This window comes from Phormidium tenue FACHB-1050 (assembly GCF_014696925.1).
Classification (GTDB): domain Bacteria; phylum Cyanobacteriota; class Cyanobacteriia; order Pseudanabaenales; family Pseudanabaenaceae; genus Pseudanabaena.
The window spans coordinates 1-14074 of the sequence record NZ_JACJQY010000043.1 but is presented as its reverse complement, the minus strand read 5'-3'; the positions used below and the strand labels follow the sequence as shown (position 1 = coordinate 14074).

Sequence of the window (14074 nt, the reverse complement as noted above, 5' to 3'; positions counted from 1 at the left end):
TTTAAAACCCTTACTGGGTTTGGTTATACCAATTCACAAAAGTGTGACCACACTTTTGCGAATTGGTATAACCTCGTTAAAAAATTTGTCTAAAGTCTAAAGTATTGATGCGAGAGACTTTATAGCTGTAGCTCTTTGTATTAGGACAAATCAAAATCCAAAAAGCGAGTAGCGCCGCTACTCGCTTCTTGGGTTTGTTTCCTCAGACTGGTGGCAGCTATAGATGAAGTCTATAGCTCACTTTTAAAAAATAAGCTTTACAAATCGATTATAAATTTGCTAAGCTAGATATCCGTCGCCTAAATTAAAATGCGCCAAAATAAAGCATAATTAAGAACAATACTTTGCTACCAAAATAAGCATGACTCAAATAATCGTTGGTGAAAATGAAGGGATTGAATCGGCTCTACGTCGATTTAAGAAAAAAATCCAGAAAGCTGGCTTACTAGCAGATATTCGTCGCTGTCAGTATCACGAGACCGCAGGCGAGAAACGTAAGCGTAAAGCTGAAAATGCTAAGCGTAGAGGTCGTTTTCGCCGTCGCGATAGTTAATAAAAAAGGAGCGCATTGCGCTCCTTTTTTATTAATAGCCAACACCTAGCAGCTTATTTTCGCGCCGAAATTGACTAGGTAGCATCACATCAGTGCCATTTGCCCAGACCCCTAGCCGATCGCTTTGTGCTTTTGCCTCGATCTCTTCATATCCTTGGCAATCTTTTTCTTGCAGGCGATCGTAATGGGCAAGTCCTAAAGAAACCATTACTTGGTTAGCATTTTGTCCGCCCGCTAAAACTTCGCCATTGTAACGCCCAAATTTATCTTTTTTAAAAACTTTGACAAAAATTTCTTCATCGTCAAGGATATTTTGCAGCACTTTACGAGCATGTTCTCCTTCAGATTGGAGTAACTCAGGCGCATCAATACAGGCGAGATGTACTTTAGTTTTGATGCCGCGATCTACAAGAGTTATGTTGTCACCATCAAAAACTCTAACTGCAAAGTTTGTTGCCCATGCAGGTTGAGTAGCGATCGCCAAATAAACCAAGTTGATAAGTGCGATTAAGACAAACTGCTGAAATTTATTATAAAAATTGACAAGGGACATTTATTGGCATGACGGAGTAATTAGATCAATCATAAAGGTTTGCTTAGCACGTCTTGATGATTTTGATATATAGCAAAGCAAGTTTTGCTGAGGACATAAAACCCAAAAAGTGAGTGGCGGCGCTTTGCGCCGCCACTCACTTTTTGACTTAGGTAGCGGCGATCGCAAATTCACCACGACATTTTGCGCCACCTTCAGCGATCGCTAGTTCATGGAGTGTAAACTCATCGCCTAATTTATGAACTAGTGTTTCTAGTAGATCTCGAATCTCTTCATCTGTATGGATTGTAGGAGGATCATCCGAAGCGATCGCCTCTAAGAAAATTGGAGACTTGAGACAACTTTGCAAATCTGCGGCTGAAAGCTCGACATCCATCGTCACGCGAATAGGATCAAGTAATCGTAATGCTTCGCCTTTAAGGATTTCAGAAATATTGAGGTGGATGGCTTCGGCGCATAGGTCAATATTGGTTACAGCCAAGCCCTGATACTTTGCCCCTGTGCCGATTACATTTGCTTTAGGAATATCCCCGCTTAAGATCTGACGACTTTTGCCAGCGATCGCAATTTCGACGGTTTCGATATGCTCGACCTGCGATCGCAACCATAGTTTAATAATAGGAATTAATACAGAACTAACCACAGACATGAGTTGAACCTATTTAAGGTATGGGCAGTCAAAACTAATAGCTTAGAAATAAGTTACAGCAATTTCCGATCAAACGAGCCATTGAAATTTTTGTAAAAGTGTTGCGAAGCAACACTTCTACAAAAATTCTCGGTTCTGGTTTGAGCGCAAAGTGATGTAAATCTGCCAATATTGCCTAGATAAGTATAGATGCTCATATGGATGTTCGCCATAGATGTTCAGAGCGGTAAATATAGACATCAGAGAATCACCTCATAATGATCCCGATCTCGCGATTGTGCAAGCTTGCTTGCAGGGTGATCCCCATGGTTTTAAAAAACTGTATCAACGTCATCATCACAAGGTGCGCTCAACGCTCTATCAGCTATGTGGTTCCGATGGTCTTGATGATTTGGTGCAAGATGTGTTTTTGCGAGCATGGAAAGGGCTAGCCAAATTTCGGCAGTCCGCGCAGTTTTCGACATGGCTCTACCGTATTGCTTTCAATGTGGCTAGCGATCGCCGCAAAGCATTAGCCAAAATGCGATCACGTAATATCTCTGTCGAAGATGACCAACTGGAAAATCTCGCTGATGATGCGATCGCCCGTGAAAGTGATGGACAACCGAGCCTAACCCAAATGCATTATCAAGACCTGATGCAACGTGGTTTAGCCAAGCTAAGTGAAGATCATCGGGCTGTCCTAGTTCTGCATGATCTTGAGGAGTTGCCCCAAAAAGATATCGCCGAAATTTTATCTATTCCTGTTGGCACAGTGAAATCGCGATTGTTTCATGCCCGTAGTGCCATCAAAAAGTTTTTAGAAGCGCAAGGAGTCGAGTTATGAAAAACAAATATTCTCAAGGATTTCCAGAAAATTTTGGGGAAGATTCTAGCGAAAGTTCCCATGACTCCTTGGTATCTTTTCTCAAGCAAAACAAGCCGATCGCCCCACCACCCGCACCAAATTTTGAGCAGCAGCTATTTGCCGAAATCAGTAAATACCCACAGCGATTGCCAAAATCCTCTAAAGCCCATCTACGACGTTGGTTACCTTGGACTTTGTTAATTCCCGCAGCGATCGCCACAGGTTTAGCATTTAATTGGGCAACTAATCGTTCACAGTATCAGGTTGCCAATATCCCCAATATCAGCCAAGGCAAACTAATTAGTGAAGATGATCAAGTGGCGATCGAGCAGTCATTGATTAATAGTTGGAGTGCTACCGATATCACCGTTTTACAAGCTGCAAATACAGCAACAACCACATCGGACACACAGCTTTTGATGGAGTTGTCTCCCCTTGAGTATGAATAACCCTCACCCTAAATTCTTAGTTTGTCCATTAAATATCGAGAAATATTATGTTTAAGTCAAAAGTCTTTCAATATGGTGCGATCGCTGTAGCCGTAATTGCTACTAGTGGTGCTATTTGGGCTAGTAACGCTAATTTAAAGTCACAAGCTCCCGCGCAATCTCAAACTCAGTCACAGATAAATCCTCAACCTAGCACTGAAAACAAACCAGAATTAGAACCCGACATCTTAGCCCAAGCTCCAAATCGTCCAGATCGTGATGAAAATGTGAATATGCCTTCAGGTAGGATGCTAAAGCAATTAAATTTATCGACTGAGCAGTTACAAAAACTTAAAACCATTCGTGAGCGCGATCTTGTTCGTATCCGTGAGCTTGCACAGCAATCACGTCAGGCTAATAAAGAGCTACGAGATTTACTGGCTGGTTCAGCCAGCAGCGATACGATTCGTTCCAAACATGATCAAGTATTAAATCTTCAACAAGAATTGCAAAAGCAACATTTTGAGCGGATGTTAGCTATGCGTGAAATCTTGACCCCACAGCAGCGATCGCAACTCCATGACATCTTACAAAAAAATCGCCCAGCCCGTATGAAAGAAGGTATGCGCGATCGGTTCAAAAGCCGTTTGCAGAAACGGATCGATGACATAGGCGATCGCACAACCCTATAGTACCTGTGCAATAAATTACAAAGCCCCCAAACCTGTGGTGCACGCGCAGCGTGTGCCACAGGTTTGGGCATAACTCCTATAACACTGATATTCAAAAAGTATTGCAAAGCTATGCTTTTTGAATATCAGTGTAAATACCTAACGCGAAGAAATTGTTAAATCCCCTTACCAAATCTAGAACTGCTCTTAAGATAATCTCTAACTGTTACTAATACTTCTGTTGAGTTTTATAAAGATTCACAAAGAAAGCCTGAACCTCATAAACTTGCATGACTGACTCTTTATCTTCTTACAAACCAAAAAAACAATCACCGCCAATGGCTGAAAACTCTACCAATAGTAAGTCTGAAGCCACAAACCGATGGATAGAGCCAATTGTTTTAATTCGTCGCATCGCCTTTGGAATAGCGATCGCCACTTGGATGGTGATGGCGATCGGTAGTGCTACTCGTGTGATGAATGCAGGCTTGGCTTGTCCCGACTGGCCACTATGCTATGGATCGGTATTACCTGCTGAGCAGATGAACCTCCAAGTGTTTTTAGAATGGTTTCATCGTCTCGTTGCCTCCACTGTGGGATTTGCCACAATTGTTTTATTTGGGGCAAGCTGGTATTTCCGTAAATCTTTGCCAAAATGGTTGCCTTGGGCAACTTCAGGATCATTATCTCTAGTAGTTTTTCAGGGGATTTTGGGTGGGCTGACGGTAACACAATTACTGCGATTTGATATTGTCACTGCCCATTTAGGCACTGGATTATTATTTTTCTCTAGCTTGCTAGCGATCGCTACAGCTTTAACTAATCAAGCAAATTTAGTTGACGGGTTTCGTTCGCCAACTAAACTTGCTTGGCTTGGCTTGTCGGCAGCAATTTTAGTTTATTTGCAAAGTATTCTCGGTGCATTAGTTGCTTCTCAATGGGCGTTACATCAATGCTTTGCCACACAAGATATGTGTATTGTTTTGAATGCACACTTGCTTGGCGTGATCCCCGCTACCCTTGCTAGTGTCGTTTTAGTGGTGTCAGTCTGGCTATCAAAAGCGATTGCCTCTGTGTTAAGACTTGTGGCAACGATCGCTGGTTTATTAGTAATTGCTCAAGTGGCGATCGGCTATGCCACTTATAAACTACATCTACAGGTCGAACCACTCACCATTGCTCATCAAGCTACAGGTTCAGCACTGCTAGGAACCCTCGTTTGCTTTGCTGTGTTAGCATTTAAAGCCACCAGACAAGAGCAATCTACAACTCAAGAACAGAATCAAGTGCAACCTGCGATTCGCTAACTGTAATAACTGCGAAATATTTTAGGAGTTAAGCGTAATGCAAGAAACAGCGATCCCAGAAAGTATATTTGTTGAAGCGAATCAGACAACGCAAGCAACTCGTAACTGGCGCAATGTGATTCAGGATTATACAGAATTAACTAAGCCACGCATTATTGTCCTGCTATTAATCACTACCGCAGGAGCAATGTGGATAGCTTCTGAAGGACAGGTAGATGCTTTTTTGATGTTCATTACGGTTTTAGGAGGGGCGATCGCCGCCGCATCGGCGAATGCAATTAACTGTTTATACGATCGCGATATCGATGCCAAAATGGAACGGACTAGTTGGCGACCAATTCCATCGGGGCGAATTCAGCCTCTTCATGCACTAATTTTTGCGATCGCCTTAGCGATAATTTCCTTCACTTTGCTGTCCGTTTATGCCAATCTCCTCGCCGCCTGTCTAGCCATGTCGGGGATCGCCACCTATGTTGGAGTTTATACGATTTGGCTAAAGCGTTCTAGCACTCAAAATATCGTCATTGGTGGTGCAGCAGGAGCGATCCCGCCTTTAGTTGGTTGGGCGGCGGTCACTGGTGAACTAAGCTGGGCAGCATGGGTTTTATTTGCAATTATTTTTGTGTGGACTCCTCCACACTTTTGGGCTTTAGCACTAATGATTCGTGATGAATATGCCAAAGTGGGCGTACCGATGTTACCTGTCGTCAAGGGTGCAGAGGTAACAGCCAATCAGATCTTGCTCTATACCCTATTAATAATTCCTGTATCGTTATTACTGGTTTATCCTTGCAATGTCATGGGACTAGTCTATGCAGTGTCAGCTGTTGGACTAGGCGGTGCATTTATTTACAAGGCAACTCAGTTATTAAAGGAACCGAGCGATCGTACTGTCGCCCGTTCTGTTTTCAAATATTCGATTCTCTATTTGGGCTTACTTTGTGTGGCGATGGGGGTCGATAGTTTGCCAGTTGCTCATATTTCGGGAGCCCAAGCGATCGCTTTATTACAAACTACAATTGCAACAATAAACCTATAAAGAGAAGAGGCACTTTGCACCTCTTCTCTTTATAGATGACCCATGAGAAGTCAAAGCAGCACCTTTCAACTAAGCTAAATACAAAGGTTTATTTCCCCGCCTTCGGCGGGGAAATAAACCTTTGTATTTCTTATTAAATTGTCGGTCAGGTGATAGTTTTTAGAATTTGATTAGGTCTACAATAGACAAACTTCAATTTAGGCAGAATTTGAGTGAATCCCGATCAGTCGTCAATACTAGAAAAAATTCGGCAACAGTTTGATAGTAGCCCCTATCCGCGTATACCTTTGGAACAGTCGCCCAAGGATAACGCTTATCAGCTATATATCCATAATTTAGTTACTGCTTTCTATCGGCGTGATCGCCAAGTCATTGACACAACAGATAGATTGATCTTAGACGCGGGATGCGGCTCTGGATATAAGTCTTTGATTTTGGCTGAAGCCAATCCTAATGCAAAAATTATTGGTGTGGATATATCGTCAGAGTCAGTAAAACTAGCCGAACAGAGGCTGAAATATCATGGCTTTGATAATGCTGAATTCCATTGCTTATCAATTGAGGATCTGAGTGATCTGGGCTATCAGTTTGACTACATCAACTGCGATGAGACTTTATATCTGATGCCTGATCCTGCGATCGCTCTAGCAGCAATGAAATCTGTTCTAAAACCTGATGGTATTATTCGCGCAAATTTACATAGTGCTTTACAGAGACTGAGCTTCTACCGAGCGCAGCAAATGTTTACATTAATGGGGGTGATGGATGGGGACATTGGAGATCTAGAAATAGAGACAGTAATTGAAACGATGCAAGCCCTGAAAGATAACGTTAATCTCAAAGTACAAACTTGGGATGCTAGTTTTTTAGGAGAAGCTGGCAAGGAGAAGATCTTAACGAATCAGTTATTACAAGGAGATAAGGGATTTGCGATCGCAGATTTATTTTCATTCCTAGGAACGGCTGAACTAGAGTTTGTCAGTATGGTTAACTGGCGAGACTGGAATCTCAGAGAGCTTTTTAAAGAGTCGGATAACTTGCCCCTAGTTTGGGAAATGAGTTTACCCGATACTAGCATTGAAGATCAGTTGCGGATGTATGAGCTAATTAATCCAATCCATCGTCTATTAGATTTTTGGTGTGGTCATTTTAGCCAATCACCTCAGATGACATCCTTTGAAGATTGGAATGAAGATGACTGGTATTCAGCAAGAGTGTATCTACATCCACAGTTACAGACTCAACGATTTAGCGCAGATTTGCAAGGTTGTGTGATGCAATGTCGTACAGTTAATTTGACTCAACATTTATCTTTGGTCAAGCCAGTTGTGACCGTTGATAGCTCAATGGCGGCTTGCCTATTGCCTTTACTCGACTCTCCGCAAACTATTGCCACTTTGAGCGAATATTATGCAAAAATCAGACCCGTCAATCCGATCACTTTGCGATCGCAAGGTGTAGCCGAGGTGTTACCGTTGGTGCAAAATACTATTCGCGATTTAGAGAGCTTGGGATATTTGATGATAGACAAATAGTTTTGCAAACATTTTACTAAATTGTGGTTACTTGGTCGCGATCGCATTAAGGCTTATTAAAGCTCCCATTAACTGGATAGTGCTGCAATCATTAAACAGATTAAAAGAATCTACTCTCTGGCATTCACTAAAGCCTACTTCTTTTAAATAAAGACAAAGAATATCAAAATCAAAACCAACTTTATGGACATCATACTTATTAGTTTGTCCTCCATACATCATTGCCATGATATGGAAGCGTGTTTGAACATCTAGATTAGGGCGAGTATAAAGCCAACTTAAAGTTTTGATATCTGGGACACTAATCATTAGTTGCCCACTTTGCTTCAGAACCCGATGCCACTCGGCAAGGGTAAAAATAAGTTCACCATTTAGGGAGTGGTGAAAATGTTCTAGAATATGGCTGGCATAAATAGTATCAATAGATTCATCGTCAAATTGACTTAAATCTGAAGCATCACCAACGAAGTCAACTTCAGAACTTTCTTCAATATTAAAGATTTTCCATTCTGGATGAGATTCTGTTCCGCCTATATGTAATTTCACGATTTTTTAAACTCCTTAAAATAAACTTTGCAATAAATTATACATATCCTGTGCCAACTTCTGCGGATTCCACAACGGTGCAAGATTAGTAGGATTTTTTGAATCAATCAGTTTTTGCTTAATCGAATTTCTGAAGTCTGGCTCTAGACCATACCTAACAGCCCATGTAACATATTCTTCCCAATTATGAGCAATTCCTTCGTCAATACCTAACGCCTGCAAGAAGGAATAACCCATCCTAGCAAAGGACTGTTCGCCTACTAGCGTTACTACTGGTAAATTGAACCACAGGACTTCGAGATTGTGACTGCCTCCATTGTAGGGGTAGGAATCTAGGAAAACATCCGAGATCGTATAGATACCTCGATGTTCTTCTTCGGTCTTATAGCTAGGCAAAAAGATAACTCGTTCGCCAGTTATACCAATCTCATCACAGATTTCGTTATAGATATTCCTAATCACCTCGTGATCGCCATTACCTTTATGTAACAATACTGAATTAGGAACTTGCTGCAAAATGCTAATACAGGCTCTAGCGCTATCACGATTAAATTTACGTGCTGGAGCCGCATAGAGATAGGCAACTTGATCGGATGCTATACCAAGTTTCTCTCTTTCACTGTCTCGATCAAGCTCTATAGACTCAAGCCCTGATACTGCCATATGAGCATCGGGCAAACGCAATATCTTTTCTAAATAATATTCATCAACACCTTCGGGATGAGTAAAGCGATCTCCTAGCCAATAGTTATGTTGTGATACAAAAGGTGCATCAAATCCTAACCACGATAAGCGAACAGATGCCAAGTCACGGCATAGAATATGAGTATTGATCGGAATTGTAGCCGAATCTAGATCAATAACTACATCTAATTGATCTTGTCCTATATCAGAAAGCAATTGATGTAAACGACTATCAAAACTATTAACTTTATTTTTTAATTCAGGACTATCATACCAATAGTATTTTTCGGCAATATTTTCAAATTTTCTAGTTTTCTCATCGGGTTTAATATTGCTTGTTGCATATAGATAAATATGCGGCGTAATTTTTGATAGTTCACGAATAACATCAAGACTGCACCAGCCAACAGGATGACGAGCAAAGTGCGGAGAAATGAAACCAATTTTTAAAGTTTGTTTAACTTCGCTAGAGAAACGATCATAATTCTCCGAGGTTATTTTAGGCTGAATGATTCTATCTCGATATAAACCACCAACAAGTCTATAGATATTGAAGTTGAGTTGACGTTCATCTCTCAGGCTAGAAAGAATAAATAGAAAATTGGTATAGAGAACTTGGATCTCGATATCCGACAGATGAGGACTCTCCAAAACTGTACTCTCTAGATCCGTAAGTTTTAGCTTGGCTATATCTCCTAAACCTGAATGGGCATAGTTACTACAGAAATTGACGAGAGAACGGATTTTGTCGGTTTTATAACAAGTTTCTAAAAATTGATCAGCTATTTGTCTTTTGAGGACAAAATCAAAATACAGATTACTATCGGCATTAGTAAGAATGTCATTATTGAAGTTCCAATAAGCATGACCAGAAGCAGGATTTAACTGCAAAGCTTTTTGGTAGCAGAAGGTAGAATCTTCAGTTTGATTTACTCTTGCAAAGGCATGACCTAAGTTGCAATAAACTTGAGCATCATTAGGATCAATAGCTATTGCAGATTGCAAACAATTGATCGCTTCTTCTATTTCTCCAAATTCTGTTAATGTTGCACCTAATCCCCCTAGAGCAATTGCAGATTCAGGATTAATTTCTAGAGCAGATTGATAAGCATTAATAGCCCATTCCCATTCGCCTTGCTTAAAGAAAGCACTACCCAAAGCTAAGGGAATATCAATGTCTTCAGAATTAAGCTCAAAAGCTCTATCATAGGCAGCGATCGCCTCATCTAATTTATCTTGCCTAGAGAGCACTAAGCCCAAATTATAAAGAGCATTGGCATGGCTAGGATCTAGTTCAATCGTACTTTGGAAAGATGCGATCGCATCTTCGAGATTTCCCGCTTCCACTTGAGCGATACCCATGTTGTAATAGGCATCAATGTATTCAGGATGCAAGGAAATTGCGGCTTGCCAACAGGCGATCGCGGATTCCATTTTACCTTTTTGCGCTAAACGAATCGCGTCTTGGTTCCGTAACTCTGCTTCAGCTATGAACAATTCACGATCGGCAACAGGATCAATCTCAATTTCAGGATCTTCAGTATCTAGCCAAATTTGCCACATCTGCCCATAGGCAGCTTCCATATCACGGGTAAATTGGCGTGAGTTCCAAAGCGGGGCTGTTTGCCTACCCTGCCGCAATTTGAGAATTACTTGATTACGCAAATCATGGTCAATTCCAAGCCTAATTCCCCATTCCACATATTCCGCATCTGTCCATGCGATACCTTCGGTAATACCTGCATTGATCATCATCGAATAGCTATTTCGCGCCGAAAACTGCTCTCCAACTCGCGTCACCATTGGTATACCCATCCACAGTGTTTCAAGGGTATGGGTTGCACCATTGTAGGGATAGGTATCGAGAATCACATCGGCAATGATTAAATTCGCCCTATGTTCGGCTTCGCTATTAGTAATTGGCAGAAAGCGTAAACGATCTGTACTAACTCCCTCTGCTTCTGCGATCTTGTAAAAAAACTCCTTAAGAGAATCCTGATCACCAAAGCTTTTAAGCACTAAATAAGCATTAGGAACTGACTTAACCACTTGCATTTGCAACCGAATTGTATCGGGATGGCGCTTCATACTAGCTTGAGCGCTGAAATAGATGACTGCATCATCGGGAATATCCAATGTATCTCGTCGAACGGTGGGGGTAGCCGACTCAAACCCATCAATAGCAATATAGGTCTGGGGTAATCGCCAAATCTTTTCTGGATAATATTCGTTTGCATCCTCAGGCAAAACATAGGGATCGGCAATAAAATAATCGATAGCATTTTGACTCAATGAATCCCAACCTAACCATGTCACCTGAACAGGAGCAGGCTTAAGTACAGAGATAATGGCAGCACATCCAGAAGTAACGCTATCCAAATCTATCAAAATATCAATTCCATCTTTTAGAACTTGAGTAGCAAAAGATGGGTGATTAGGTATTGGGTCTGTGTAGGATTTATGAAATTGACTTATATACCATTTCCTTAGGGGATCTTCCTTCGCATCCCCCATATATCCATAGATTTCATAATCATCATGATTATGATTTTGCACCAGCCATCTTGCTAGATATCCAACTGAATGTCTTCTCATGCAGCTAGAGAGATATCCGATTCTTAGAGGACGATCAAGTTTGCCGAGAGTCTTTCTCAAGGTCAATCTTTTTTTGTACTCTAGGCTTTTGTCTTGATAATCCTGATAAATTTTCTGATTCGCTATTTGGCGAACCTCTTTCATCAAAAGCTGCCTTGCACGCGGCTGATCGCTGAAGTAAGGATAGTAAAATCCTGTAGTAATTAGATAGCTGACTTCATCATATTTGATTAAATCTGCATAATCACAATTTATAAGTTCCTTTAAGTTTTCTATATATTCCTGATAGAATTCTTTAGACTCTTGCCAGTATAAACAGTTAACAATCAGAGTTCTAGTCATACATTCACAGGCAATAACCCTATCGATCACATGACTATCTTTAGATATTTCATACAGTGCTTTGGCAGTTTGAATAGCTCTTGGGGTGTCTGTAGTTAAACAAAAATCGATCAGATTTCTCAAAAATGATTTGTTGTTTGGTTCTAGTCTTAACCCCATTTCAATAATTCGCACAGCCTGATCTTTTTTATCTTGATTGTTTAGATAAACACTAATCAGGGTGAGTTTTTCTGTAATTATTTTCAGATATTGACTATGATAATTACAAAGCTTTTCTATAAAATTTAAGGTGGCTTCATCACAGCCTGTAAAAATCAATATTCTTTCAAAAAAATCTATAAAAAAGCCTTCGTCAAGAGCCGTAAATTCCCCAGTTTCTAAAAGATTAACAATATTCAAGTCAATTAGATAACTAGAAACATAAGCTTCTTTTTTTATGAATAGATTGACAATGGAAATTAAGTTGTAAAAATCATGGGGATTGAGAGCACGCAAAACATTACGAATTGGAAGAGAAATATCGTATCTTTTCAGATCTTTTTGTTTTTCGGCTTCTGCATCTAAAAAGTTGATAAATTGCTCATCGTAACTATCAAGACTATCGATAACACTTTTACCTAATGCTTTAAGCCAATTTATTTCTGCTTCTGCAATTTCTCCTATCAGAAACAAACATAAGCCTAAATAACAATAATCGGAACTACTACCATTACCAGAATTAATAATTTCCTGAAAAATTATTTGTGCATCCTCATATTCCTGTTTTTCAAAGTGTGAGTATGCTAAGTCTTGCAGTTGCTTATTTAACTTAAAGTTCATAACTTGATCCCTTACTGCGCTTACTTGAAAATTGTTATATACATAGAATAAAGATGGGTAGAAGATATAAATCAACTACCCATCTCAATATATTTAGTGTAAACCAGTCTAAAAACTAGTTAACAGGAACAAAGCCACTATTGACAGTTTGGTTTAAACATACTGGAGCCAAGTTGGTAGCCAATGTGAATGCATTGGTAATAGCACCAGCCACAGTTGCACTAGCATCAGATGAAATACCCTGATTGACAGGAGGTAACTTAGCTTCGCAAAGAGCAGCCAAGGTGGTTGCTTCGCCAGAACCAGCAGGGGTTGCTAGATTTACAGCACCTGCATAGGTTTTGATACTTGGTTCACGAGGAACGGAAGAACTGTAAGCATAAGCATTTGTGCCAGTTGTACCTCTAGTTGCACCTGTTGTTGCGTAGTCGTAGTTTTCTGTCTGTGCAGCAACGCCGATTGACAAGGTTTCAAGGGTAGGAGCAAAGCGTTGCTTTTCTAAGTAATAGGCTTGTTGAGCACGGTTTGCAGAACCCACGTAGGTCTTAGCTTCAGACTGACGAGCTTTTGCCGCTTGGTTAAGGAAAGAAGGAAGCGCAATCGCAGCAAGAATACCGATGATGATGATAACAACGAGAAGTTCGATCAGGGTGAAACCCTTTTCGCCATTCTTCTTGTTGAGCATGTGTTGGATGAGCTTGGTCTTGAATTCAGATTTCATAATTCTTTATTCCCGTGTATGTCAAGAAAGTTAACTTGTTGGGTTGTTGTGAAAGTAACTTACCCATAAAAAAACAGGATGCTATCACTCTGACTAAAAATATTTTTGGCTGCATAACATCTGTTAAAGCCAACTCGCTATTACTGTAAAGAAAACCCTGTAGGACAAACCATTGTCTGAGCTATGGGATTTAAAGCCCCAGGAGGGATAGGACTAATATTTGGTGTATTCCCAAGGCAAAAAATAGTGTCGATCCGCACTATTCCCGGAATACCTACCACACCAACAAGTGACTTGAGGTAAGGAGAGTTAGGCACAGCCACATTTGTAATTAGCTGCTTGGGTTGCTGTGGCGTAAAGTTTCCATCCACACTACCCGCCAAAGCGCTGTAAGTATAGGAAGAGGAAGCAGTATCTACCCCTAGCCCCAAGTCACCAATATTACTGGTAAATGTCCTTCTTTCTAGGTAATATGCTTGCTGTAAGCGGCTCATAGTACCAATATATGCTTTTGCCTCAGCAAATCTTGCCTTGTCAGCTTGACTTAAAAATGAGGGGAGCGCGATCGCGGCAAGCAAACCAATAATAATGATTACCACCAATAACTCAATCAGTGTAAAACCTTGTTCTTTCTGGTTTACGTTACTAAAATGGCGATCGCGTAGCCATAAGCTGATGATATATCCTACATTCAGCAGGTTATTTAAGACAAAAAATAATATTTACGAGAAGAGGCCCCGAGAAACTGCAAAATTAGATTTTGTCGATCAGTAAGCTTAATCTGA

Annotated in this window: 13 protein-coding genes; 7 read left to right on the top strand and 6 right to left on the bottom strand. The window is 40.6% G+C overall.

The genetic code is table 11. From position 1 onward, the window contains the following. Window positions 1-361: 361 nt before the first annotated feature. Window positions 362-553 carry a 30S ribosomal protein S21 gene (gene rpsU / locus H6G05_RS20160; RefSeq protein ID WP_094532977.1) on the top strand — a complete coding sequence of 64 codons (192 nt, stop codon included), beginning with the start codon at window positions 362-364 and terminating at the stop codon, window positions 551-553. A 31-nt stretch (window positions 554-584) separates the two neighbouring features. On the opposite strand, the gene H6G05_RS20155 is transcribed toward rpsU, so the two are convergent. Together H6G05_RS20155 and H6G05_RS20150 are read right to left on the bottom strand one after the other, a co-directional pair. Further along, entirely contained in the window at window positions 585-1106 is a 522-nt protein-coding gene (locus H6G05_RS20155; RefSeq protein ID WP_190580817.1) for a thermonuclease family protein, read from the bottom strand. 148 nt (window positions 1107-1254) lie between these two features. Further along, on the bottom strand, window positions 1255-1755 hold the full coding sequence (locus H6G05_RS20150) for an LmeA family phospholipid-binding protein (RefSeq protein ID WP_190580815.1): 501 nt from the start codon (window positions 1753-1755) through the stop codon (window positions 1255-1257). A 214-nt stretch (window positions 1756-1969) separates the two neighbouring features. Here H6G05_RS20150 and H6G05_RS20145 point away from each other — a divergent pair, with 214 nt between their 5' ends. The 6 genes from H6G05_RS20145 (at window position 1970) to H6G05_RS20120 (ending at window position 7582) form a co-directional block, all read left to right on the top strand. Further along, complete coding sequence (locus tag H6G05_RS20145) at window positions 1970-2581, top strand: sigma-70 family RNA polymerase sigma factor (RefSeq protein ID WP_190580813.1); 612 nt, start codon at window positions 1970-1972, stop codon at window positions 2579-2581. Continuing rightward, the gene (locus H6G05_RS20140) at window positions 2578-3051 is read left to right on the top strand and encodes a hypothetical protein (protein WP_190580811.1); all 474 of its coding nucleotides are present in this window, start codon (window positions 2578-2580) and stop codon (window positions 3049-3051) included. The genes H6G05_RS20145 and H6G05_RS20140 overlap by 4 nt, the downstream gene beginning before the upstream one ends. A 47-nt stretch (window positions 3052-3098) precedes the next feature. Then, complete coding sequence (locus H6G05_RS20135) at window positions 3099-3722, top strand: Spy/CpxP family protein refolding chaperone (RefSeq protein ID WP_190580809.1); 624 nt, start codon at window positions 3099-3101, stop codon at window positions 3720-3722. 317 nt (window positions 3723-4039) lie between these two features. Continuing rightward, entirely contained in the window at window positions 4040-5008 is a 969-nt protein-coding gene (locus H6G05_RS20130; RefSeq protein ID WP_408962488.1) for a COX15/CtaA family protein, read from the top strand. Between the two features lie 37 nt (window positions 5009-5045). After that, window positions 5046-6047 carry a heme o synthase gene (locus H6G05_RS20125; protein ID WP_190580804.1) on the top strand — a complete coding sequence of 334 codons (1002 nt, stop codon included), beginning with the start codon at window positions 5046-5048 and terminating at the stop codon, window positions 6045-6047. 212 nt (window positions 6048-6259) lie between these two features. Continuing rightward, a complete protein-coding gene (locus H6G05_RS20120) occupies window positions 6260-7582 on the top strand; it encodes a methyltransferase domain-containing protein (protein ID WP_190580802.1) in 1323 nt (440 codons plus the stop codon). A gap of 27 nt (window positions 7583-7609) precedes the next feature. Here H6G05_RS20120 and H6G05_RS20115 read toward each other — a convergent pair whose 3' ends face one another. From H6G05_RS20115 to H6G05_RS20100, 4 genes are all read right to left on the bottom strand, one after another. Continuing rightward, window positions 7610-8128, bottom strand: coding sequence for a class I SAM-dependent methyltransferase (locus H6G05_RS20115; RefSeq protein ID WP_190580800.1), 519 nt, complete (start codon window positions 8126-8128; stop codon window positions 7610-7612). 15 nt (window positions 8129-8143) lie between these two features. Further along, complete coding sequence (locus H6G05_RS20110; RefSeq protein WP_190580798.1) at window positions 8144-12568, bottom strand: O-linked N-acetylglucosamine transferase, SPINDLY family protein; 4425 nt, start codon at window positions 12566-12568, stop codon at window positions 8144-8146. Window positions 12569-12683: 115 nt separating this feature from the next. Then, window positions 12684-13289, bottom strand: coding sequence for a type IV pilin-like G/H family protein (locus H6G05_RS20105; protein WP_190580796.1), 606 nt, complete (start codon window positions 13287-13289; stop codon window positions 12684-12686). Window positions 13290-13429: 140 nt separating this feature from the next. Then, window positions 13430-13966: a type IV pilin-like G/H family protein gene (locus tag H6G05_RS20100; RefSeq protein WP_190580879.1), complete on the bottom strand. Its 537-nt coding sequence runs from the start codon at window positions 13964-13966 to the stop codon at window positions 13430-13432. Window positions 13967-14074 lie beyond the last annotated feature (108 nt).

Coding starts and splice junctions, on each gene's coding strand:
- H6G05_RS20155 (WP_190580817.1), bottom strand. CDS start 1,106: ATGTCCCTTGTCAATTTTTATAATAAATTTCAGCAGTTTGTCTTAATC.
- rpsU (WP_094532977.1), top strand. CDS start 362: ATGACTCAAATAATCGTTGGTGAAAATGAAGGGATTGAATCGGCTCTA.
- H6G05_RS20145 (WP_190580813.1), top strand. CDS start 1,970: ATGTTCAGAGCGGTAAATATAGACATCAGAGAATCACCTCATAATGAT.
- H6G05_RS20110 (WP_190580798.1), bottom strand. CDS start 12,568: ATGAACTTTAAGTTAAATAAGCAACTGCAAGACTTAGCATACTCACAC.
- H6G05_RS20135 (WP_190580809.1), top strand. CDS start 3,099: ATGTTTAAGTCAAAAGTCTTTCAATATGGTGCGATCGCTGTAGCCGTA.
- H6G05_RS20130 (WP_408962488.1), top strand. CDS start 4,040: ATGGCTGAAAACTCTACCAATAGTAAGTCTGAAGCCACAAACCGATGG.
- H6G05_RS20140 (WP_190580811.1), top strand. CDS start 2,578: ATGAAAAACAAATATTCTCAAGGATTTCCAGAAAATTTTGGGGAAGAT.
- H6G05_RS20125 (WP_190580804.1), top strand. CDS start 5,046: ATGCAAGAAACAGCGATCCCAGAAAGTATATTTGTTGAAGCGAATCAG.
- H6G05_RS20105 (WP_190580796.1), bottom strand. CDS start 13,289: ATGAAATCTGAATTCAAGACCAAGCTCATCCAACACATGCTCAACAAG.
- H6G05_RS20150 (WP_190580815.1), bottom strand. CDS start 1,755: ATGTCTGTGGTTAGTTCTGTATTAATTCCTATTATTAAACTATGGTTG.